This is a genomic window from Janthinobacterium darwini, from assembly GCF_051380905.1.
In the GTDB taxonomy this organism is placed as follows: domain Bacteria; phylum Pseudomonadota; class Gammaproteobacteria; order Burkholderiales; family Burkholderiaceae_D; genus Janthinobacterium.
This window is the reverse complement of sequence record NZ_JBNYXX010000001.1, coordinates 482946-504461: the sequence shown is the minus strand read 5'-3', so window position 1 is coordinate 504461 and position 21516 is coordinate 482946. Positions and strand designations below refer to the sequence as shown.

The 21516-nt window shown below is 61.2% G+C and carries 14 protein-coding genes and 1 pseudogene; 6 read left to right on the top strand and 9 right to left on the bottom strand.

Annotation, left to right across the window (positions count from 1 at the left end; translation table 11 throughout):
- Window positions 1–11: 11 nt before the first annotated feature.
- The 6 genes and pseudogenes from ACQ4WZ_RS02260 to tssF form a co-directional block, all read right to left on the bottom strand.
- Entirely contained in the window at window positions 12–1355 is a 1344-nt protein-coding gene (locus ACQ4WZ_RS02260; protein WP_436572474.1) for a hypothetical protein, read from the bottom strand.
- Between the two features lie 77 nt (window positions 1356–1432).
- Entirely contained in the window at window positions 1433–3685 is a 2253-nt protein-coding gene (locus ACQ4WZ_RS02255; RefSeq protein WP_436572473.1) for a T6SS effector phospholipase Tle3 domain-containing protein, read from the bottom strand.
- 23 nt (window positions 3686–3708) lie between these two features.
- Window positions 3709–4368, bottom strand: coding sequence for a DUF2345 domain-containing protein (locus tag ACQ4WZ_RS02250; protein ID WP_436573848.1), 660 nt, complete (start codon window positions 4366–4368; stop codon window positions 3709–3711).
- A 69-nt stretch (window positions 4369–4437) separates the two neighbouring features.
- Window positions 4438–6453 (bottom strand): annotated as a pseudogene (locus tag ACQ4WZ_RS02245) (type VI secretion system Vgr family protein); the annotation flags it as partial.
- Window positions 6454–6501: 48 nt separating this feature from the next.
- Window positions 6502–7530 (bottom strand): type VI secretion system baseplate subunit TssG, encoded by a 1029-nt coding sequence (gene tssG / locus ACQ4WZ_RS02240; protein ID WP_436572472.1) that lies wholly within the window; start codon window positions 7528–7530, stop codon window positions 6502–6504.
- Window positions 7491–9332, bottom strand: coding sequence for a type VI secretion system baseplate subunit TssF (tssF, locus tag ACQ4WZ_RS02235; protein WP_436572471.1), 1842 nt, complete (start codon window positions 9330–9332; stop codon window positions 7491–7493). Before tssF ends, tssG begins: the two co-directional genes overlap by 40 nt.
- 294 nt (window positions 9333–9626) lie before the next feature.
- On the opposite strand from tssF, the gene ACQ4WZ_RS02230 reads away from it, so the two are divergent.
- From ACQ4WZ_RS02230 to ACQ4WZ_RS02215, 4 genes are all read left to right on the top strand, one after another.
- Window positions 9627–11861 carry a protein kinase domain-containing protein gene (locus ACQ4WZ_RS02230; protein WP_436572470.1) on the top strand — a complete coding sequence of 745 codons (2235 nt, stop codon included), beginning with the start codon at window positions 9627–9629 and terminating at the stop codon, window positions 11859–11861.
- Complete coding sequence (locus tag ACQ4WZ_RS02225; protein WP_101482309.1) at window positions 11858–12415, top strand: hypothetical protein; 558 nt, start codon at window positions 11858–11860, stop codon at window positions 12413–12415. The genes ACQ4WZ_RS02230 and ACQ4WZ_RS02225 overlap by 4 nt, the downstream gene beginning before the upstream one ends.
- A 356-nt stretch (window positions 12416–12771) precedes the next feature.
- Window positions 12772–15462 (top strand): DNA mismatch repair protein MutS, encoded by a 2691-nt coding sequence (gene mutS, locus ACQ4WZ_RS02220; protein WP_436572469.1) that lies wholly within the window; start codon window positions 12772–12774, stop codon window positions 15460–15462.
- Window positions 15459–16502 carry a hypothetical protein gene (locus ACQ4WZ_RS02215; protein WP_436572468.1) on the top strand — a complete coding sequence of 348 codons (1044 nt, stop codon included), beginning with the start codon at window positions 15459–15461 and terminating at the stop codon, window positions 16500–16502. Before mutS ends, ACQ4WZ_RS02215 begins: the two co-directional genes overlap by 4 nt.
- A 192-nt stretch (window positions 16503–16694) precedes the next feature.
- On the opposite strand, the gene ACQ4WZ_RS02210 is transcribed toward ACQ4WZ_RS02215, so the two are convergent.
- Window positions 16695–17240 carry an FKBP-type peptidyl-prolyl cis-trans isomerase gene (locus ACQ4WZ_RS02210; protein WP_099762773.1) on the bottom strand — a complete coding sequence of 182 codons (546 nt, stop codon included), beginning with the start codon at window positions 17238–17240 and terminating at the stop codon, window positions 16695–16697.
- A gap of 93 nt (window positions 17241–17333) precedes the next feature.
- On the opposite strand from ACQ4WZ_RS02210, the gene ACQ4WZ_RS02205 reads away from it, so the two are divergent.
- Window positions 17334–18455, top strand: coding sequence for a cupin domain-containing protein (locus ACQ4WZ_RS02205; RefSeq protein WP_101482312.1), 1122 nt, complete (start codon window positions 17334–17336; stop codon window positions 18453–18455).
- Window positions 18456–18808: 353 nt separating this feature from the next.
- Window positions 18809–19063: a hypothetical protein gene (locus ACQ4WZ_RS02200; RefSeq protein WP_096237298.1), complete on the top strand. Its 255-nt coding sequence runs from the start codon at window positions 18809–18811 to the stop codon at window positions 19061–19063.
- A 291-nt stretch (window positions 19064–19354) separates the two neighbouring features.
- Here the strand turns inward: ACQ4WZ_RS02200 and bamC are convergent, their stop codons facing one another.
- Window positions 19355–20548 (bottom strand): NlpB/DapX family lipoprotein, encoded by a 1194-nt coding sequence (bamC, locus tag ACQ4WZ_RS02195; RefSeq protein ID WP_101482313.1) that lies wholly within the window; start codon window positions 20546–20548, stop codon window positions 19355–19357.
- 81 nt (window positions 20549–20629) lie between these two features.
- Entirely contained in the window at window positions 20630–21508 is an 879-nt protein-coding gene (gene dapA, locus ACQ4WZ_RS02190) for a 4-hydroxy-tetrahydrodipicolinate synthase (protein WP_101482314.1), read from the bottom strand.
- Window positions 21509–21516: the final 8 nt, after the last annotated feature.

Sequence of the window (21516 nt, the reverse complement as noted above, 5' to 3'; positions counted from 1 at the left end):
ACTAAAGCACTTCATTGCGAAAACCCCTGGTAATACTCGCGCGCATCGTGGCGCAAGCCCCACCAGGGCAAATACGCATGGTTGCCGCCGCGCGCGCGGAACCACGGCTTGTCGGGCCGGATCGGCCGCACGACGGCGGGCGGCGCCACCACCAGCGCCACGGGAGCAAGCAGGTCGCTGGTGCCGGCCACCAGCACGGGCTTGCCGAAATGGTGCGCATAGGCGATGCCCAGCGCCACGTTCGTCAGGGCCGTGCCGGCGCCCGTCTCGCCCAGCACGGCGGTCAAATTGAAGCTTTGCTTGAGGAAATCGAATTCCGGCAATTGCAGGGTGAGCGTCTGCGCCAGCGCACCTAGGCGTTCAGACGAGTCCTGGTGCGTATTGCCGGCGTCATGGATGAGATAGCCGATGTCGGTATCGGGCCTGTTCGCCTTTGCGGCGGCATCCTCGATGGCCGCCGTCCACGCCTTCACCAGGCGCGGCGGTTCGCCCTTTTTGACTTCAAAATCGGCGACCTGTTTGGTACTCGGATACCCGAGCCACGCCAGTGGCGCCCGCTCCGACTTGTAGTCGGGACCGGCAAGCACCAGCAAGACAAGGTTCTCGTTGATCTGCCGGTCCAGGGGCCGGCTGGGCGCATCCCAGTTCATGGCCCAGACGGTTTCCTTGGGATGGGTTTGCAGGTAATCGAGCGCGGCGGAAAGTGAAGTAAAACCGGCGTTGGGACCGCCCATGGTGACGCGGACCTCGGGGAGCGTAGAACGCGTCCAGAGTGTAGGGAAGTTTGGGTTGCCGATGGTAAAGGTACGACGAACATAGTCCTGCACGAAGGCTCCAGCATCCGTCGGGTCGAGTTTCCCTTCAGGAATGGCGTATTCAATATGAATGCCAGCCAATTCACGCCAGCGTGAACGATTCTCGGCCGAATGAACGTTATAAAAGTATTCGGGGTCGGAATAGTAAATGTCGTGGAATAGATTCATAATTTCGCGAATATATTTTCGATGATAGCCACGAAATGTTTCTTCACCTTCATTACCTGCGACAACAGGTGACACAGCCTGCAAACTGGAGTACTTTTTGGAATTCGCCTTGACCATGTCATCGTCAGAGTTTGGCTGCACCAGTCCTAAAGTCCACAGCAACTGCCATTGAGTAGGATAGTCACGTCGCTGTAACGGATTCAGCCATTGGACGCCTACCACCTGCGCCATATAAGGTTGTTTTTCCGCTTCGGATATTGCTGTGACAGCATTTGACGACGTTGTAACGTTTGAACGCAAACGCACACAGGCCGCTAGGAAAATCAACGCCAGAAAAACCATCAATGCATACAGAAAAAAGGATTTCATCATATAGAATTCTCCATTTTTAATACATATTTTGAATAGCGGCATCTGATTCATGACTAGAAAAAACAAGCAACGCAAAGTCACCCATGAGCGCGCTCACCTGACGTTGGATTGAGGTGCCGTGGCGGATTTTCACGTTTGTCGATTATTGAACTCGGCATGCAAGTTGGACCGCCCTCACACCGCGCCCAATCGCTTATCGTTAATTCGTCGATAGTGGCACTTGCAAAATACTGTTCAAAAGCCTTTGCAGAATCTGTTTCATCCAACCACTTCACCAACCTCCAATCCGCCGCCACCCTCAACCTGCGCAGCGCCTCCGGCTTGATACGGCACACGCCCACCGCCACGTCATATGCGAGCGCCCGCTCTGCGTGCATGGGGTTGGTCAGGATGGTGGAATGGTCGGTGGCATAGGCGCCGGCCTGGCCGGACATCATTTCGCCGATGCGCGTGCTGCGCCACTGCTGGTAGTCGGCGTCAGGCGTGGCGTTGGGCATTTCCTGCTGCACTTTTTGGCCCGCGGGACTTTTGCCTTCCCGTACCGCTTGCGCGCGTATCACTGCGCGCTGCTCGAACCGCAGACGCGCCTCGTCGTCGGCCGTGCCCCTGGCAATGTCCATGCGTTTGGCCTCGTCTTTTGCCGCCTGCCCCTGCAAGCCGCCGGGCGGGATGGCATGATCGGCAAGATAATCGTCGCCGGCAGTACGTTGTTTGCCCGCTTGGCGCGATTCGCCGGGCGGATCGTAGCCCTCGTCGAATTCATCGCTTTTCTGGCCAAAGCGCAAGGACTGCGGCTTGAAGGGCAGCAGCAAGTCGGGCGCGTTCAGTTCGATTTTCCAGTCTTTGTGGGGCGAAGCATTGCAGGGACTGCGGGCCAAGCCCGTTGCCACGATAAACAAGGGCGCAAACCCGACCGTCAGGATGGTGGAAAAGCGACTCTCCTGGCTGGCCTCGACGCCCTGTTTGATGGAATACATCGCAAATTTCTGCGCCGGAAACCAGAAGTCCTTGCCGTCCGGCGCAGGCTTGCGCCAGTGATCGCTCCAGTAGTGATAGCTGCCCTGCTTGCCCACCTCGAATCCCTGGGCAAACACGCGCTGCACGCACACGCCTGCGGCCTCGGTGGCAGCCAGCTCGCCGCCGTCCTTGCTGTCCTTGGCCAGCGAACCCGACAGACCGCGCCAGCCGATGCCCTCGATGGCGACGGACGACACCACCACATCGTGCGGATTGCAATAGATGGTTACCCTGCCATACGATGATTTCTTGCCGCCGCGCGCGGCGCCGGCAATCCCGTATTGCTCGCGGTCCGCCGCAGCCGAAAAACCGTGCTGCACGTTCGCCATGCAGCGGTCGATTTCCTCGTCTGTCTGCGCCTCGCCCAAGCTGGCGCGCTGGCGGATGATGGCAAAGAAATTTTTCAAGGTGGCTATGCGCGCCTGCACCGTCACCCTGCCCGTGCTGCCGTCCGCCGCGCGTAGATTGCTGGCCACCCAGTTCTCGGCGCTATTGCGTTTCGCCAGGCTGTACGGGGAATTGCAAATGACATAGTTGTCGGCCACGCAGGGAAAGCTGTTCTTCACCTTGGGCAGGCGCGCGCCGAGAAAAGCCGCCGCCATCGCCACCATCGTGCCCTGGCTGTGGCAGACGATGGTGACCGGTACGTCGGCCTGCTGTTGGCGGATGGACTCGACCAGCCTGGCCAGACGATAGGCGGCCAGCACGAAATACGGGCGCGGCGGACAGCTGTACACTTGCCGTTCCGAAAAGGGATTCATGTGCTGGATGGTGTTCCACAAAAATAGATCCTCGCTCAGCCCTTCCTTCCACAAGTCCGCCAGCGCGCTGCAGCCATTGGCAAACGGCCCGCCGCCCCAGTAATCCTGTTCGTTCAGGTAGATGCCCTTGCCGTATTTTTGCAGTTCCTCGCCCGAAGCCTTGTAGCCCCAGCGAAAACGGATCACGGGAGAAAAAGTGCCGGCATCGCGGATCAAGGTATCGGCCGACATTTCTGGATGGAGAAAGCCTTCGGCCGTGATCTCGGCGCCATAATTGACCGCCTTCAGTTCGCCGCCCTCCACGCCACGGTGGTGCATATGATGGCAGGAACGTTTGAGGCGCTCGTTGAGGCCGTTGCACAGCCCCTCTTCGGCTGCCGCGTACCACTCGCCATCGGAATTAACGCCGTGCACGAAAATAATGACGCCGGGCAGCGGCAACTGCTGCTGCACTTCATAATCGCTGATCTGGAAATTGGCGTTGCAGGAAAACTGGCCGAGGATATCGATGTCAGGGTCGTCGCACAGCGGAGGGTGGGGGTCAAACAGCATGGTGTGCTCTCCAATGTCGGGGGTCAGGAACGGCGGCGGAAGAAAAATCCCTTCAGCCGCTGCAGGTGATCGGTCGCCACCTTCGGCCCGCGCCCGTCGGCACCGGTGACACCCGTCAGCGGACTGTCGCCTTCGCGCTCGATGTGCACTTCCACGCCCTCGACGGGCAAGCCATCGGTGGGACGCAGCAAGCGCGGCACGCGCCCCAAATCGCCGTCGCCGAAGGTGGGAAGTTCCGCCTTCATGCTGGCCGGGCCGTTCCAGTGGTGGCCGTTGGTCTTCACCGTCAGGGCGCCCGGACCGCCCAGTTCCACAGCGCCGCCGGACAGTTTCAGGTAGGCGCCGCCCGCCGTCATGAAGGTGATTTCATCCTGCGCCACGCCGACCAGGCGCGTGCCGGCCGTCAGGCGGATCTCCTTGGCGGCATCCGCCTGCAGCAAGTCGTGCTGGCTTTGCAGCAAAAACTTGCCGAAGTGGGCCACCTGCACGATGCCGTCCTTGTGCGCGAACAGGGAAATTCCCTTGCCCGCGTTGACGTTGCAGCGCTGGGCCGCGCTCAGTTGCAGATGCTGCTGGGCCACCAGGTCAATGTTCGTGCCCGCATTGCCGGCGATGGTCCTGGGCGTGCTCAGTGCCACGCCCTCGGGTGCCGCGATGCTGACGGCGGGCTGGTCGGCCGCAATGGCCGCTCCCAGCGCCTTGCTGCCGGCCGCGTCCAGCGCCAGCGCCTGGTGCTGCGCGGCAAACTCGCCCAGGGAACTAAATAATTCCAGGCATTCCTGCATCACGGCGGCATGTTCGCTGCTATCGAGTTGCTTGCCGCTGGCGCCCAGCTGTTTCCAGGCCGAGATCAACAGCGAGCGGGCCGTGCGAACGCTGCCGCTGGCGTCGCTGCGCAATTCAAAGCCGTCGCCGCGCTGCAGCCCTGCACCGTCGCTGCGCGGCTCGGTCAGATAGCCGAGGTTCAATTGCGTGGCCGCCTGATCGCTGGCCAGCTGCGCGCTGATTTGCGACGGCGTGTCGTCAAAGCACAGCTGGTTGCCGCGCCCACCCCGCACTTCGCGGCTGCGCATGCCGGACAGATAACGGTTGCCCGGCAAGGCGCCGCGGCTGCTCAAGCCGGGCGGCACGCCCACGGCGTTGTACAGCTGGCCGACGATGATGGGCCGGTCCGGGTCGCCGCCGAGAAAATCGATCAGCACTTCCGCGCCGATGCGTGGCAAGCTCAAGGTGCCGCATTGTTTGCCGCTGCCCGGCCCATTGCCGGTCCAGCTGGATGCCACGCGCACCCAGGCCGAGTCGCGCTCCGTATCGGAGGCGCCGGAACCGTTGGCATGCGCGTGGTCCGGCGCGCGCGTGGAGCCAAAACGCACCTTGACACGTCCCAACGCATCGCAATGCATTTCCTCGCCGGCCGGCCCGACGACCAGCGCGCTTTGCAGGCGGACGACGGGAAAATCGCTGCGCGGATCGAAGGCAGGCACGATGGCGATGCCGCGCCGCACGCAGGTAAAACGGTTACGGTAGCGCAAGGCCGGCTGGCCATCGGCGCCCGTGCCTTGCGCCAGGCCGGCATCGCACTGCCAGCCGCTCTGTGCAAACAAGCGCCCGACCCGGGCATCCAGGCCTGTCGGCAAGTTATTGCTGGCCGCAACGCTCAAGGCCGTGATGACGAAACTGCGCTCGGCCACAGGGTGGCTATCGATGTCGGCATGCCCTTCCAGGCTGAACCACTGGCCCGCGCAAAAGTCGCGCACGCAGCCTTCCCCCTGGAAACACTTGCTGCCCATATCGTGACGCGCCATCGCCAGCTGGCCCAATTGCCGCAATTCGTCATTGCTGCCAGCGGCCAGCGGAGGCTCCACGATATAGTCGTCGAGACTGGCCGCCAGACGATTGCCATGACCGCCCTGATCCACGCCGCCGAGGGACTGCGTGACCATGAACTGCGGGCTGTGCGGGTGGCCATCGTCCCAGCTGTAGCGCTCGGACTTTCCGGGCTGCAATCGGCGCACGGCGCTCCAGGCCGTCACAGCATCCCTTTCCTCGGTGGCGTCATCTCGGTGATAGCGCACCATGCCGGCCGCGTTTTGCGCCAGGCGGCTGGCGTCATCAAACAACAGCAGGGTATGTACGGGCACGTCCGAAGCGTTCGCGCTGGCTGGCGCTCCCGCCTGGAAACACCAGGCAATGCTGCGGCGCCTGAGCAGGCGGCGGATAAAGGCAGCATCGGATTCATTGTGCTGCATCGTGAATTCGCGCACGGGCAAGCTGCGCGCCGCCAGCGCCGCATCGATGGCGAGATCCAGGCTGGCGGCGAGTACGCCATTGCCCTACCGCCACTCGTCAAACAGCAACTGCACGATCTGCAATTCGTGCTTGTTGCGAAACACGCGCGTGTTAATGCGCTTTTCCAGCAGCGCCAGGCCGTCGCGCAGCACCAGCTGATAAGTGGCCAGGCCGCCGTCGGTCTGCCCGGCACACGCTTCGGCGACGATGCCGCAGACCCTGCGCAAATGCCCCTGGTCGGTAACGATCTGCAATTCGGCCGGCACGGCGATGAACTGTTTCAGCGGCAGATGCGCCTCGGTGGCCACGCATAGGATGCGGTACTCAATCGCGCCGCAGATGGCCTCGCTGCCGCTGATGCGCTGCGGTAGCAAGACATCCTCATTGATGCCTTCCGGGTAAGCGAGGCGCAGTCGCAGAGCGCGGTTGTCGGCAGTCAAGGCTTTGTCCACGGCCAGCCATTGCGCGAAGTCTTCCATGGTTTTCTTCCTTCCAGCATTTATCGGGGTACAGCATTTACGGCAGTTTCAGGCGGAACCATCGAATCGAATGTCGTAAAGCATGTCGTCACGGTCAGGGGTCGGCAACTTGTCGACCAAAAAAGCATCCTCGGACAGGCAGGCGCCCATGCCCAGGACGCAGGTGCGCACGTCTTCCCGGCGCAGCACCAGGCGTATTTCAAAACTCATGCCAGGCAAGCCAAACAGCGCCAGCATCTGGCGCAGGGCCAGCGCGCCTGTCCGGCCGGGCAAGAAATCCTCGTAGACATGGCGCGCCAGCGGCCCCAGCACCAGGCGCACGCGCAAGTCGGCGCGCCGGCAGCGCTCGCCCAGCATGGCGCCCTTCCCTAGTCTGGCATGCGCGGAGGCCAGCAAGGTACGCTCCTGTGGCGCGCGCCGGAACCAGGCGCCAACAAAACGCTGCAAGCGCACGGGCACGCCGAAATACTCGGCCAGCACCGCCTGCATCACGTCGGCCGCCACGGGCCGATGCCGCAGCAAGGCCGCATAATGGGCCAGCACATGCGCAGGCAAACCATCGTCCTGCCTGGCCACCTCGGCAGGCCAGGCACCCGCGAGGGCCAGTTGCAAGGGCAGGAAATCGCCGCCGTCGGCGTCTTGCTGGCATTCGATGCGGTAGCGGGCCCAGGCCTGGTAAAACAGGACCAGCGCGCGGTGCGACAGCGTATCGAGCCAGGCCCGGGGACCTCCATCGCCCGTTTGCCGCTCGTGGTGGGCGAGCGTGTCCGTATAATGCAGCGGCAAGTTGCCATACACGCCCAGGAAACCCAGCATCGCCGCTCGCACATGCACTTGCATATCGCCGTCCGCCTGCGGCTCCAGCCAGAGCTGTTCGATTTCGCCCGGCGCAAATGACAGCGACGCGCTGCCATGCAGGCGCAGGCAATCCTCAAACACCTGCTCCTGCGAAATGCCCTGCTGCATCAGCCAGGCAGACAGCAGGCGCACCGCCTGAAAGAAGCCTGTGCCGGACGGATCGGCCAGCAGGCGCGCGACTACACCAGCGTCTGGTTTCCATTGCGTGGCAGGCAGCACAGCAACTCCTTTCCAGTCTTTTGCGACAAGACGATCAGGCGGGTAAACGATGCCAGGTGCACATACAGCCCGAGAAAGCGTTCGATGACTTGGGCAAAGGCATGCAAGCCGCTGCCGACAAAGGCTTCTTCGTCGACGGACAGCAGGACGTCGATGCCGAAGACCAGGCTGCCGCCCGCCTCATCGTGCAGCCAGGTACTGGCGGCGCGCTGGCGCAGTCCGGTCATGCCCGCGATCTGGCGCGCGGCACTGGCCGAACCCGGCAAGTTGTACAACTCGAGTATTTGCTTGAAGAGCGGCAAGCCCTGTTCATTCAGCGACTGATGGTTCAAGGATAATTGCGCGATCAAGCGCCAATGCGACGCCGCACCCACAGGAAAACGGCACGGCGCGCCGGGTTTGCGCAGCATGCGCACCGGCAAGGCGCTGGCGACGCCGTCATGGTGCAAATCACCCGCGGCATTGCCGAACACCAAACGACTTGGCAAATCACGGTTGCTGCAGGTCATCATGATGGAGACCGTTTGCGTCGCGTCGCGCAGCGGCTGCATGGCGCCGTCGACAAAGGCGATGCGCATGTCGTAACCGGGATTGGTCAGCGCCATGTCTTCGTCGCGCCGCATCACCCAGTAGCGCCCCTGGCGCCCGCCCGCTTCGCCATGGCGCATGGAATAGAAAGGGTGAAACGCATCGAGTGCGCCACCGCTCTCCGTTTCACTGAGGACATGCACGCTATCGACCTTGTAAATATCGTAGCAATGCGCCTGCCGCACCGATGGCAGCAGCACATGCTCGGCGCTCGCGTGCGTCAGGCGAATGGGATTGGCCGCCTGGCGGAACAGGTTGACGACGGGAGTGCATCCCGTCAGCAGATGCCTGGCGGACAGGGGCCGCAGGATGCGCGCGATATCTGCATCGGCCTGTACGTCGGCCAGCAGCAGGTGTACGGTGCAGCGCCGGCAGGCTGGGGGCAGGCGCTGCTGCAGCGCGGCCAGGTCCAGGTCGACGAAATTGAATTTATCCGGAAAGGCAAACCATTCGCCCAGCAGACGGTAGGCGGGGTGCGAGGCAGCCATGGCCGGCATCAAGGCATCCTCGGCGGCAAAGCCGACCGGATGCAAGGGCACTGCGTCCAGCGCATGCCAGACGCCATCGACTTCCACATAGGCACAACGCGCAAGCAGGAACAGGCTGTCGCGCAAAGTGGCGCAAAAGGAAGGCTCGCCGTCGAGGAACAGGCGCAGCGCCGGCAGCGGCAGCCTGTCCAGAGTGGACGTGGCGCCCGTCGCTTCGAGCGTGATGCTGATCGCCGCCCCCAGATCCGGTGGCAGGCGCACTGCGGGCGGCGCCGCCACGATGGACTGGAAGCGCACCTCAGCCAGACGCAGCGGCGCCACAACGACATCGTAGGCGGTGGTGAACTTGCAGGCAACGCCCTGATGTTCCGCAGCATGCATGACCGTGCCGCGCGCAATGGTGGCCAGCTCGCTCACCGTGGCAGCGTCGTTATCGATGCGGGCAATGGCGCAGGCAGGAAACGGGCGCAAATAATGAGGAAAGTTCACTTCCAGCAAGGTTTCGCTGAAGGTGCCGAAGCCATCGGCCAGCCGCTTGGCCGTGCGCGCATTGAACATGGCAAACGCCTGCAGCATGCGCGCCAAGTGCGGATCGTGGGTGCTGCCCAGGTCACCGCCCACGATGCCCAACGCGCCGGCGATGGCCGGATAGCGCCGGGCAAACGCCTGATTGTGCGCATGCAAGGCGCCCAGTTCGCGCTCGTAATATTGCAGCAACTCATCCATGCCCGCTCCCATCGCCTGATCAGCACATGCCGAGACAGCCCCATCTGCATTATTGAGGAAGCGCGAAAGAGGAATGTGAGTTTGAACAATATTGCGCGCATGCGTCGGCAAGAAATGTTATTCCGGCGCTGGTACAGCACTTTTGTTCACTCCTTGTCAATATTAATTGACTTATTCTAAACAATAGTTTTAAATCAGGAAGTTACTCAAAATCAATCATCTTGAGCATGCAGCCATCGCATTGAGCCTCTCGATGCTGGATGCCCACGCTGATGCACTCTGAAGCCAAGGTATATGGAACTGCTCGACCCCCTGCGTCAGACCCCGTCGCAAGACGACACTATCAGCGGGCACTACGAAGTGCGCCGCTTGCTGGGCGAAGGCGGTTTCGGCCATGTATTCGAAGCCTGGGATGCCAAGCTGTGCCGCAGCGTGGCGCTGAAGCGGCTGAAACCGCAAGCCGACGTGCTGCATCCGGAAAAACTCATCAATGAAGCGCGCCTGGCCGCCTCGCTCAAGCATGCGGCCTTCGTGCGCATCTTCGCCATCGAGGGCCAGGGCACGAGCCAGTCCATCGTCATGGAACTGGTCGAAGGCCAGACCCTGGGCCAGTTCATGCACAGCGGCAAGGCCGACCTGCAGGCGGCGCTCGACATCGCCTACCAGATCGCCGACGCGATGGACGAGGCGCACGCCATGGACCTGGTCCACGGCGACCTGAAACCGTCGAACCTGATGCTGGAGGCAAGCGGCAAGGTGCGCATCCTCGACTTCGGCCTGGCCCGCCACATCGACCCGCAAGCGACGCAAACGACCACCCTGTGCGACTTGCAGGGCACGATCGCCTACATGGCGCCCGAACGCCTGATGGGCCGCCTGCCCGACACGCGCGGCGACGTGTATGCCTTGGGCGCCATGCTGTACGAAATGCTGGCCGGCCAGCGCCACTTCGCCCACCTGAACGGCCTGGCCCTGGCCGCCGCCCACATGCAGGCGACGGAAGCGTGGCCCGATCTGCCCGACTCCGTCCCGCCCGCCATCAACGCCCTAGTGCGCGCGATGACGGCGCACGACCCGGCCGAACGGCCACGCACCATGCGCGATGTGCGCGAGGCGATCGGAAGGCGAGACGGGGAAGCAGCGACATTGACGCCACCGATCGTAGCGGTGCCATCAGGAGAGGTGGCACCCACGTTGTCCATTCGCCTGCCGATACCGCGCAAGCGCACCTTGCAAACGGGTGCAGCGGTCGTCCTGCTGACGGTGGTAGCGGCTTGGCAATGGCCAACTATAGTGCCCACTTTAAAGTCTTTTGTCACCGGAGAAGAAGCGCCGGATCCATATTCCGAAATTGCCAGCATCGCGTCTGGAATGAAGGCGTTGCGTGCATTTGATCGTGATAGCAGCCAAAAGCAGGCGATCGAAGATTTCAGCACCGTACTTAAACACAATCCTGAACATGCAGCTGCCAATGCAGGCCTGTCGCTGGCTTTCACGCTACGCTATATGGGTACCAGCCGCGACGAAACCTGGTTGCAACGCGCGGATGTCGCTGCGAAACAGGCATTGACTACAGACGACCAATTAGCTTTGGCCCATGTGGCGCAGGCATGGGTTCTTGAACACCATGGCGAACGTGCGCAAGCACTGCAAGAGATCACCACCGCATTGAATCTGGACCCAAGCAATGCACTCGGCATGTACGGCAAGGCGCGCTTGCTTATCCAAGCACAAAAATTTGACTTGGCGCGGGAGGTAATCGATAAGGCTCTCACACTTTATCCCAAAGATACCCCTTTCATTTCGATGCTGGGCAGAATGCACTACAACCTCGGCAATTACACCGAAGCTGAAAAACTGTTTCGAACGGTGATAGAGATGACTCCTCAGGTGGCGGAGACATATGCCCAGCTCAGCGCCACGCTTGAACGCCTGAATCGTAGCGATGAGGCCCTGCATGTTCTGCAACAGGGACTGCAAGTGCATCCCGACTGGGAGCTATACACCAACCTGGGCAACGCTCTGTTTAATCGGGGCGACTATCTGGGGGCGGTACAGGCATTTAAAAATGCCGTATCGGAAAACAAAGGCAATCCTGGCAACTACCTGCTATGGGCAAACCTGGCAGATGCTCAACGCTGGGTTCCCGGCCAGCTTGAGTTGTCGCGCGACTCATATCGTCGTGCGATCACTTTGATTAAAGTCGTCCTGAAACGCATGCCTGACGACCCGAAAGCCCACTCGCGCCTCGCGCTGTATTCAGCCTATGCGGGCTTGCGAGACGATGCGCTGGAGCACTTAGCACAAGCAATCCGGCTTGCTCCCACCTTGCCAGATACGTTTTTCAGGGCGACGCTAACCTATGAGCTGACAGGTAGGCGCAACGAAGCGATCGCAACACTAAGACAGGCCATAGCGCTTGGCTACCCTCTCAACCTGATCGAATCTTCCCCTGATCTGTTGACACTCCGGCGAGATGCTCGCTACCAGAAGCTACTTATTGACATGGAAAGAAAGCAGAAAACATGACGTACGAAAAACCCTGGATGAAGTTATCTATCCACTTTGATGCAGACCAGATCACCAACCAACTCGACTATGCATTTACGTCCTGCGACGGCAGCGCTGACCCGCGCCACGGCCCCTACATGGGTGGAGTACACTTCCAGCAGGGCCAACACGTTTATCTGGAAGTCAATTGCTGTGGCAGCAAAGACAGTGGTTTCACATCCTTCCAGATTGTTGATTGTTGCCTAATCAGCGTACCTCAGCTGACCCAAATCGGCCCCGATGTCCCTACACGCTACTCCCTGCCATCACCCTTCCTGCAATCGATCGGCGCCACGTATCAGGTGCCATTGGATTTCGAGTCCCATTTATTACCGCCTGATCCAGCCCTGCCCGATCTACGCCGCATTCGCCAAGAGTGGAAACACAATCTTGACGTCGGCCAGAGCAAGGGTCGCTGGGAACTCTCGTTCGTATTGACAGTACGCATCATCCGCGGCGAACAAGACTTGCCAGAATTGCGCGTATTCAGTTTTGATCCTGAGGCTTCGGTAGGTGGGCGAGTCGAGATGTAATCTCTACAGTCCCAGACAAACGATTTGCCTCCAGCCGTGAGTGAATATCGAATAACGGCAATTCAGGTTCAGAAAATCTGGGGCGTACGACGGCAACAGCTACTGGACCTAAGCCTGAAGCCCGTCAATATGCAAACTTTCAGTTCTACCATCAGCTAGATACCCGAAGCCGCGCCCCCTCCACCGGCGCGGCTTTTTCACATCCGCACGCAATACGCCGCCCCGCCTGCCGAAAGCGGTAAAATGACGGCCTTGGACTCAAGCATCGCCTGACAGCGCGGCCTTGAACGCACACAGCACCGCCCACAGCCCGGCAGGCACGCATTCCCTGCCGCCGGACCAACGACAAAGAACACATGACCACCGTCCCAAAAGAAATCAACGCCGCCGCGGCAAAGAAAAATTCGGCTGAAAAGCTCACGCCAATGATGCAGCAATATTTAGGCATCAAGGAAAATCACCCGACGATGCTGGTCTTCTACCGCATGGGCGATTTCTACGAGCTGTTTTTTGAGGATGCAGAAAAAGCCTCGCGCCTGCTGGGCATTACCCTGACGGCACGCGGGGTGGCCAGTGGCAACCCGATTAAAATGTGCGGCGTGCCGTTTCATTCGCTCGATGGCTACTTGGCCAAGCTGGTCAAGCTGGGCGAGTCGGTGGCCATTTGCGAGCAGATCGGCGATCCGGCCACCAGCAAGGGCCCAGTCGAGCGCAAGGTCATGCGCGTGGTCACGCCCGGTACGCTGACCGATGCGGACTTGCTGCCAGAGAAGGCCGAGCGCCCGCTGCTGGCCATGTGCAGCATCACGCAACGCAAGACGGTCACCACGGGCCTGGCCTGGCTGTCGCTGGCCAGCGGTGCACTAAAACTGATGGAGTTTTCCGGCGACAGCAGCACCGTGGCCGCGCGCCTGCAGCAGGAACTGGAACGCATCGTGCCTGCCGAAATCTTGAGCGGCGACAATGGCAACCTGTTCGACGACTACGCGGGCACGCACATCAACCGCGTGCCGGACTGGCATTTCGACGTGGTCGGCGGCCACAAGGCCCTGCTCGACCAGCTGGGCGTGGCGACCTTGACGGGTTTTGGCGCCGATGGCCTCGGCGCCGCGTTCGGCGCGGCTGGTGCGCTGCTGCGCTATGCGCAGTCGACGCAGGGACGCGGTCTGCAGCACGTGCGCTCCCTGACGACGGAAACGGAAAGCGAATTCATCGGCCTGGACGCGGCCACGCGGCGCAACCTGGAATTGACGGAAACCATCCGCGGCCAGGAATCGCCTACATTATTTTCCCTGCTCGACCATTGCCGCACGGCCATGGGTTCGCGCATGCTGCGCCACTGGCTGCACCATGCGCGGCGCGACCAGAACGTGGCGCGCGCGCGCCATGAAGCGATTGCCGCGCTGGCGCAAAGCGAAGCGGCGGGGCCACTGGCTGCCACCTTGGCGCAAGTGCCCGATATCGAACGCATCACCACGCGCATCGCGCTGCTGTCGGCGCGTCCGCGCGACTTGGCCGCCCTGCGCGACGGTTTATTGCAACTGCCGGCCCTGCGCGGCGACGTCGTGCGCTGCTATGGCCCTGGCCAGGGTGGAGAAACCGGTTTGCTGGCCGCCATCCACGCGGCACTGGCGACACCGACCGCCTGCCTGGACTTGCTGGTGCGCGCCGTGGCGCAGGAACCGGCTGCCATGGTGCGCGACGGCGGCGTGTTTGCCACCGGCTTCGACGCCGAACTGGACGAACTGCGCGCCCTGTCGGAAAACGCGGGCCAGTTCCTGCTCGACCTGGAAACGCGCGAACGGGCGCGCACGGGCATCGCCAACCTGCGCGTCGAATACAACAAGGTGCACGGCTTCTATATTGAAGTTACGCACGGCCAGACGGACAAGGTGCCGGACGACTACCGCCGCCGCCAGACCCTGAAGAACGCCGAACGCTACATCACGCCCGAACTCAAAGTATTCGAAGACAAGGCCCTGTCGGCGCAAGACAAGGCCTTGGTGCGCGAAAAGCTGCTGTACGACCTGCTGCTGGCCGAACTGGCGCCGCACATCGGCACCCTGCAAACGATTTCGCAGGGCCTGGCCCAGCTCGACACCCTGAATGCGCTGACGGAATATGCGCAGCAGCACAACTGGGCCGCGCCGCAACTGGTCGACGAGCCGTGCATCAACATCGTCGAAGGCCGCCACCCCGTGGTGGAAAAGCAGATCGAGCGCTTCATCGCCAACGATTGCCGCCTCGTCAACGAACGCCGGCTGCTGCTGATTACCGGCCCGAACATGGGCGGTAAATCGACCTTCATGCGCCAGGTGGCACTCATTACCCTGCTGGCCTACGTGGGCAGCTACGTGCCGGCCGCTTCCGCAACCATCGGCCCCATCGACCGCATCTTCACGCGTATCGGCGCCACCGACGACCTGGCGGGCGGACGCTCGACCTTCATGGTGGAAATGACGGAATCGGCCGCCATTTTGAACGGCGCCACCGAACACTCGCTGGTGCTGATGGATGAAGTGGGTCGCGGCACCTCGACCTTCGACGGCCTGGCCCTGGCGTGGGCCATCGCGCGCCATCTGATCGACAGCAGCCGCAGTTTCACCCTGTTTGCCACGCACTACTTTGAGCTGACGCAACTGCCGGACAGTCATCCGAGCGCCGCCAACGTGCATCTGTCCGCCGTCGAACACAAGGACAGCATCGTCTTCCTGCACGCCGTGCAAGCCGGTCCCGCCTCGCAAAGCTACGGTTTGCAGGTGGCGCAGCTGGCCGGCGTGCCGCAGCCCGTGATCAAGGCGGCGCGCAAGCACCTGGCGCGCCTGGAAGCGCAGGCGCTGGACGCCACGCCGCAGCGCGACCTGTTCGCCGCGCCGGCAGCCGATCCGTATGCGCAAGAGGAAGAAGAGGAAGCCGCGCCACTAGCCGCGCTGAACGCGGCGCAGCAAGCCTTGCTCGACGCCATCGCCGACCTCGATCCCGATGCGCTCACGCCGCGCGACGCGCTGGAACAGTTGTATCAGTTGAAACGGCTGGCCGCCGCATGACCATACGGCGCAGCATCGCCAGCCTGCGCCTGCTGGCTGCCGGCCTGCTGGTCGCCAGCCTGCCATGGCAAGCGGCGCTGGCCGCCCCAAGCGAGCAGGCCGGCTTCGAGTTTGCCGTGCTGGGCCATTCCTTCAATACGGGGCCGGACGATGGCCCCCTGAAAAAAGCCATCGCCGACACTAGCGCCTTCAATGCCTCCTTCGTGGTGGCCACCGGCATCAAGGCCGCCAGCGAATCGTGCAGCGACAAGCTGTACAGCCAGCGCAAGGACGTGCTGGACGCGAGCGGCCCGCCCCTGATCGTCTCGCTGTCTGCCAGCGACTGGGCCAACTGCCGCAATTCGCGCGGCAGGGTCAACGCCATCGAGCGCCTGAACCGCCTGCGCGACGTGTATTTCGCCGACGACCAGAGCCTGGGCCAGCGCAAGCTGACCCTGTCACGGCTGTCATCGACGGCGAAGTTCCGCAGCTATGCGGAAAACGCCCACTGGGAATACGGCGGCGTGCTGTTTGCCACCATCAACCTGCCCGCGAATAACAACCATTTCCTGCCGGAAGCGGGACGCAACAGCGAATTCGAAGACCGCCTGGTCGCCAACCGCTCCTGGCTGCAGCGCCTGTTCGCCATGGCGCAGCGCAAGCAGCTCGACGGCATCGTGCTGTTTTCCGATGGCGACGTGGGCGTGCTGGACGAAGACGACAATTCGCTGCTACCCAGCTTCAGCTCGAAACAGGATGGCTTTGCCGGACCACGCAAGCAGATCCGCACCCTGGCGAAGAAATTCAGCGGCAAGGTCTTATTGGTCGATACGCAGCGCGATGGCGAAGCGGACGGCAAGGAAGGCAAGAGTAGAAAGGCCGCAGCCAGGACAGGCGGGCCGAAAATCAGCTGGAAAGGCAACCTGGGCCACGTCAGCATCGACAACGACTGGTCCGCCATCGCCGTAAGACCAGGCAAGACGCCGTTCTTTGAGGTGCGTCAACGTGCCGTCAGGCCATCGGCGCAAGCAAGAGCCAAGGCGTCGACCGTGCGCCGATAAACGTGCGCCGCAATAGATAAAGGCCGACGCAAAGTCAGCCTTTATCTATCCAACTACAGACGTCACGACGCCTGACAAAACCGTAGCGAGCGGCAGTGATTTGTGGCCGAGAAGCGCAACCGTACTCTAGTACGGTGAGCATCGCCGGCCGCAAAGCGCGCCGCGCAGTAGGTTTGGTCAGGCGTCATCAGATCAGTGGATAGGGTGGGTGCGGAAGTGGTCGCCCTCGTCGCCTTCATCATCTTCATCGCCATGGTCATGGCCGTGTGCGCCATGCACGTGGCCATGGGCGATTTCTTCGTCGGTGGCTTCGCGCACGTCAGCGACGGTCAGCGAGAAGCGCAGCGCGATGCCGGCCAGTGGATGGTTGCCGTCCAGCACGACTTTGTCGTCGGCGATATCGGTCACCGTGAAGATCATCGCTTCTTCGTCCGGCGAATCGCTTTCCGGCATGCCTTCGAACTGCATGCCCACTTCCAGCGGCTCAGGCAGGCGATTGCGTGGCTCGACCTTGACCAGGGCTGGATCGTATTCACCGAAAGCATCATCCGGTTCGATCTGGATCGTGTTGGAATAGCCAACTTCCTTGCCGTCGAGCTCTTCTTCGATCTTCGGCAGGGTGTTTTCATAATCACCGTGCAGGTAGACCATAGGCTGGCGGCCGTCTTCGATCAGATTGTCTTGCGCGTCTGACAGTTTGTAGTTGACAGTCACGACCGTATTTTTGGCAATCTTCATTATGCTTCCTTTCATTGTATAAGCTGGCAAATTATACCTTCACGCCGCCAACGGCAGGCGCATTCCTGCATTTCCGGTTGTTATAATGGGCGCATGAAAAAATTAACTCTCCTCGGCGATATCACGCCGGCGCAATTCCTGCGCGACTACTGGCATAAAAAGCCCTTGTTGATCCGTCAAGCCGTGCCTGGCTTCAAGGCACTGTTCGATTTCAAGGCCCTGGCCGAGCTGGCCACCCTGGACCACGTCGAATCGCGCCTGGTCAGCCATGCGGATGGCCACTGGAACATGCAGCAAGGTCCGTTGACCAGCCTGCCATCGCTGAAACAGAAGGAATGGACGCTGCTGGTGCAGGGCGCCAACCTGCACAGCGCCAAGGCCGACGCCCTGCTGCGCCAGTTCCGCTTCCTGCCGGACGCGCGCCTGGATGACCTGATGGTCAGCTTCGCCACCGATGGCGGCGGCGTGGGCCCGCATTTCGATTCCTACGACGTGTTCCTGCTGCAGGGCCAGGGCAAGCGCCACTGGCGTATCGGCGCGCAGAAGGACCTGAGCCTGATCGACGGCTTGCCGCTGAAAATCCTCAGCAACTTCACGCCTGACGAAGAATTCACCCTGGAACCGGGCGACATGCTGTACCTGCCGCCCCACTACGCGCACGACGGCGTGGCCATCGGCGACTGCCAGACGTATTCGATCGGCTTCCGCTCGCCAACCTTCCAGGAACTGGGCGAAGCTTTCCTGCAATTCATGGCCGACTCGATCGACTTGCCGGGCATCTACAGCGATCCCGACTTGAAAGCGTCGGGCAAACCGGCGGAAATCCCCCGTGAAATGCTCAGCACCATCACGGAAGAAATGAACAAGGTACGCTTCACGGAAGAAGACGTGACCATTTTCCTGGGCGAACACCTGTCGGAACCGAAACACAATGTGTTTTTCACGCCGCTGTCCAAGCCGCTGACTGTAGGCCGCTTCGCGGACGCCGCACAGAAAAAGGGCGTCGTGTTGTCGCGCAAGACGCTGATGCTGTATCGTGGCAAGAATGTCTTCATCAATGGTGAATCGTTTGCCATAGGCAAGGCCGACAAAGCGGCCCTGGAAACCCTGGCCAACGAACGCGCGCTCGATGGCACCGCCGTGGCCCAGGCTTCCGATGATGTGATGGATGCGCTATATACCTGGTATCAGGATGGCTGGATCGAACTGGCCTGAATGATGGTGGCGTAGCAAAGTGGTATGGCACGAGCAGAAATGACAGCATCTGCGCTAGCGCAATGAAACATATTATTTTTATATCGTTTTGTCGTGCTTTCGCAAATCGCTTACACTTGCTTGCAATTTGCTTCGGCAAATATTGCGATATCACAAAATAGTTGCGAATTTGCCTCTTGCTCCTATTGCGACGCACCAAAAATCGCTATAATATTCGGTTAGGAAGTTTCCGTTGTCTGGCAGGCACCACCTGGTACGAAAAGCCTTCGAAGACGACCTAACGAGCGATAATTACCGGTAATTATTCATCGCAACAATATTGATTTATTTTTTGAAATAATTAAGGAAAACAAATGAAAAAATCCCTGCTGATCGCCTCCCTGATGGTTGTTGCTCTGGCTGCTTGCAGCAAAAAAGAAGAAGCTCCTGCACCAGCACCAGTAGTTGAAACCCCAGCAGCTGCACCAGTAGTTGAAGCTGCTCCAGCTGCTGCTGCTGACGCTGCTGCTTCGGCCGCTACCGACGCTGCTGCTGCTGCTTCGGCTGCCGCTTCGGCCGCTACCGACGCTGCTTCGGCTGCTTCGGCTGCTGCATCGGCTGCTAAGTAATTTAGCACCCAGCACTAGAGAAAGCCGGCCTTAGGGCCGGCTTTTTTATTGGGTAAACGCCCAAGCAAACCTGCTGCGCGCCGCGCTTTGCGCGCCTGCAATGCTCACCGGCTCGGCGCCCCCGTACTACAGGACGGTTGCGCTACTTAGCCGCACATCACTGGCGCTCGCTACGGTTTTGTCGGGCGTTGCCGCGTTAAGGTGCATGCGAAATAAAAAAGGCTGGCCCCGTTTCCCGGGCCAGCCTTTTTAATGCGCGGCAGGTTTTACGACCTGCCGCTATCACCCTGCTTATTTCAACTGATCGTTCAGCAGACCCAGGATCTTCTCGGCCACTGGCGAGACGTCCGGCTGGCCTTCGTTGCTGAGGATGCTTACCAGGCTGGTCGAGCCGTTGCCGGCCTTGACCAGGACGCGGTAGCGCTGCGCTTCCTTGTCCTTGTCGGACGACGAGCCCCAGCTGAACAGTTTCGAGAAGAAACCATCTTTCTTGACCACATCCGGATCGACGTAACGCACGAAATACGTGCCTTGCGTGCGGTCGCGGTCTTCCACGGTGAAGCCAACGCGGTCCAGCGCCAGGCCAACACGGCGCCAGGCGCGGTCGAAACCTTCATCGACTTCGATTGCGCGCGCCGGCGTGGCGGCGTCGCCCACCAGCTTGGCGTGCAGCGGCTGCACAATGGCGGCATCCACGGCTGTCTTCGCCTGCGCTTCGTCGCCGGCCGCGCCCAGGCGCGTCATCAGCTTGGCCAGGAATTGCGCTTCCAGGCCCGGATCGTTGGGACGCGCGGTCCAGGTGGTGGTTTCCTTGTCGCGACCCGTGACAACCTCTTCTACGCCACGGTGGCTGATGTAGATCTCGGTCGAGCCATCGGCCAGGCGTTCCACGCGGGTACGGAACTTGTCTTTTTCACCCGTCGAATACAGCGAATCGAAGGCCTTGCCAATGGTGCTGCGGATAAAGTCCTGCGGCACTTTGGCGCGGTTTTCATTCCATTCAGTTTCCATGATGCCAGCCGTCGGCTGGTCGATGGCGACGGTAAAGCCCGAATCTTCCCAGAACTGCTTAAGTTGCGGCCACAGCACTTCAGGCGACTGCTTGACGACCAGCCAGCGCTGGTTGCCCGCGCGCTCGACCTTCACGCCACCGGCCGTGACAGGCACGACGCCCACCACGCCGTCGGCGCCCACGACGACAGGCGTACCTGCCGTGGCGTTGCGCTGCGCGTTGTAGCCGGAAGCCGTGGCCACGCCGTTCTTCGCATCCGGCAGGGAGTAGCGGTTGTCCTGCTGCAATTGCGTCAGGTCAGGCGGCACGTCCAGAGTGCTGGCTTTCTTGACCGACTTGTAGTCGACCTTGTCGCCGCCGACTACCGAACTGATCATGCCGCAGCCCGCGAGGCTGGCTGCGATGGCGCCGATGACGATGCCGCGGACGGCGATGGTGGCAGGCGCCGATTGGTTTTTCTTGCAATTAGTCATGTCGTAACTGGATAAGAAGCTAAGTAGCAGCTGGAATCAGGGAAGGTCCGGACTGGTCAAGTCCGGGCTTGAGGTTCGGCCTTAAGACAGGATGCCGGCGTCGCGCAAGGCATCGCGCACGGTAGCATGGCAATTTTCAGCCAGTGGCACCAGTGGCAAGCGTATGCCAGCCGGCATCAGGCCCATTTCGGCCATCGCCCATTTGACGGGCACCGGGTTGGGCTCGACAAACAATTTCTGGTGCAGAGGAAAAACTTTGTTATTGATGGCGATCGCCGTTGCGCGATCACCCGCCATGGCCGCAACGCACAGTTCGTGCATGGCGCGCGGCGCCACGTTGGCTGTCACGGAGATGTTGCCGTGGCCGCCGCAGAACATCAGCGCCATGGCCGTCGGATCATCGCCCGAGTACACGGCGAAACCGGCTGGCACGAGGCGCAGCAGGTCGATGCCACGGCCGATGTTCCCGGTCGCATCTTTCACGCCGACGATATTCGGGATGGCGGACAGGCGCACGATCGTTTCGTTGCTCATGTCGGCAACCGTGCGGCCTGGCACGTTGTACAGGATCACGGGAATGTCGACGGCTTCGGCGATGGCCTTGAAGTGCTGGTACATGCCTTCCTGGGTAGGACGGTTGTAGTACGGCACCACTTGCAAGACAGCATCGGCACCCGCTTCTTTCGCATAGCGCGTCAGTTTGATGGCCTCGGCCGTGGAGTTGCCTCCGGCACCGGCGATGATAGGAATGCGTCCCTTGGCATGTTCGACGGTCAACTGGATCAGTTCGCAGTGTTCTTCCACGCTGACTGTTGCCGATTCGCCCGTCGTGCCAACGATGACGATGCCGTCCGTACCCTCGGCGATATGCCAGTCGATCAGCTTGCGCAGACCTGGAAAGTCCAGACTGCCGTCTGCGTGCATCGGGGTGACGATTGCTACAATGCTGCCCTTGATCATAGTAAGTT

Excerpts from the sequence above, each read along its gene's own strand:
- ACQ4WZ_RS02260 (WP_436572474.1), bottom strand. The coding sequence starts at position 1,355 with ATGATGAAATCCTTTTTTCTGTATGCATTGATGGTTTTTCTGGCGTTG.
- ACQ4WZ_RS02255 (WP_436572473.1), bottom strand. The coding sequence starts at position 3,685 with ATGCTGTTTGACCCCCACCCTCCGCTGTGCGACGACCCTGACATCGAT.
- tssF (WP_436572471.1), bottom strand. The coding sequence starts at position 9,332 with ATGGATGAGTTGCTGCAATATTACGAGCGCGAACTGGGCGCCTTGCAT.
- ACQ4WZ_RS02230 (WP_436572470.1), top strand. The coding sequence starts at position 9,627 with ATGGAACTGCTCGACCCCCTGCGTCAGACCCCGTCGCAAGACGACACT.
- ACQ4WZ_RS02225 (WP_101482309.1), top strand. The coding sequence starts at position 11,858 with ATGACGTACGAAAAACCCTGGATGAAGTTATCTATCCACTTTGATGCA.
- mutS (WP_436572469.1), top strand. The coding sequence starts at position 12,772 with ATGACCACCGTCCCAAAAGAAATCAACGCCGCCGCGGCAAAGAAAAAT.
- ACQ4WZ_RS02215 (WP_436572468.1), top strand. The coding sequence starts at position 15,459 with ATGACCATACGGCGCAGCATCGCCAGCCTGCGCCTGCTGGCTGCCGGC.
- ACQ4WZ_RS02210 (WP_099762773.1), bottom strand. The coding sequence starts at position 17,240 with ATGAAGATTGCCAAAAATACGGTCGTGACTGTCAACTACAAACTGTCA.
- ACQ4WZ_RS02205 (WP_101482312.1), top strand. The coding sequence starts at position 17,334 with ATGAAAAAATTAACTCTCCTCGGCGATATCACGCCGGCGCAATTCCTG.
- ACQ4WZ_RS02200 (WP_096237298.1), top strand. The coding sequence starts at position 18,809 with ATGAAAAAATCCCTGCTGATCGCCTCCCTGATGGTTGTTGCTCTGGCT.
- bamC (WP_101482313.1), bottom strand. The coding sequence starts at position 20,548 with ATGACTAATTGCAAGAAAAACCAATCGGCGCCTGCCACCATCGCCGTC.
- dapA (WP_101482314.1), bottom strand. The coding sequence starts at position 21,508 with ATGATCAAGGGCAGCATTGTAGCAATCGTCACCCCGATGCACGCAGAC.